The sequence below is a fragment of the Muricoccus vinaceus genome (assembly GCF_042433125.1).
Lineage (GTDB): Bacteria > Pseudomonadota > Alphaproteobacteria > Acetobacterales > Acetobacteraceae > Roseomonas > Roseomonas vinacea.
Genome location: NZ_JBHLVZ010000136.1, coordinates 1 through 1,062, shown reverse-complemented (window position 1 = coordinate 1,062; position 1,062 = coordinate 1). Strand labels below are relative to the sequence as shown.

Below are 1,062 nucleotides of genomic sequence, written 5' to 3'. Positions count from 1 at the left end.
GGACCACGGCAAGACGTCGCTGACGGCGGCGATCACGAAGGTTCTGGCCAAGACGGGCGGCGCGTCGTTCACGGCGTACGACCAGATCGACAAGGCGCCCGAGGAGCGCGCGCGCGGCATCACGATCTCGACCGCGCACGTGGAATACGAGACGGCGAACCGCCACTACGCCCACGTGGACTGCCCCGGCCACGCCGACTACGTGAAGAACATGATCACGGGCGCGGCGCAGATGGACGGCGCGATCCTGGTGGTGTCGGCGGCCGACGGCCCGATGCCGCAGACGCGCGAGCACATCCTGCTGGCGCGCCAGGTCGGCGTTCCCGCGCTGGTCGTGTTCCTGAACAAGGTGGACATGGCCGACCCCGACCTGCTGGAGCTGGTCGAGATGGAGGTTCGCGAGCTGCTGTCCTCCTACCAGTTCCCGGGCGACGACATTCCGATCATCCACGGCTCGGCGCTGATGGCACTCGAGGACAAGAGCCCCGAGCAGGGCGAGCAGGCGATCCTGAAGCTGATGGAGGCGGTGGACGCCTTCATTCCGCAGCCCGAGCGGGCGGTGGACCGTCCGTTCCTGATGCCGGTGGAGGACGTGTTCTCCATTTCCGGCCGCGGCACGGTGGTGACCGGGCGCGTTGAGCGCGGGATCATCAAGGTGGGCGAGGAGGTCGAGATCGTCGGCCTGAAGGACACCGTGAAGACCACGGTGACGGGCGTCGAGATGTTCCGCAAGCTGCTGGACAGCGGGATGGCCGGCGACAACATCGGCGCGCTGCTGCGCGGCACCAAGCGCGAGGACGTGGAGCGCGGCCAGGTTCTGGCGGCTCCGAACTCGATCAAGCCGCACAGCAAGTTCAAGGCCGAGGCCTATGTGCTGACCAAGGAGGAGGGTGGCCGTCACACGCCGTTCTTCACCAACTACCGCCCGCAGTTCTACTTCCGCACGACGGACGTGACGGGCGTGGTGCAGCTGCCCGAGGGCGTGGAGATGGTGATGCCCGGCGACAACGTGTCGATGTCGGTGGAGCTGATCGCCCCCATCGCCATGGACGAGGGCCTGCG

General features: G+C 67.5%; 1 protein-coding gene. It reads left to right on the top strand.

All coding sequences use genetic code 11. The annotated features are described in order from the left end of the window. Positions 1-1,062 (top strand): elongation factor Tu (gene tuf / locus ACFFIC_RS29970; protein ID WP_377057277.1); only part of this gene is annotated, 1,062 nt, incomplete at both ends.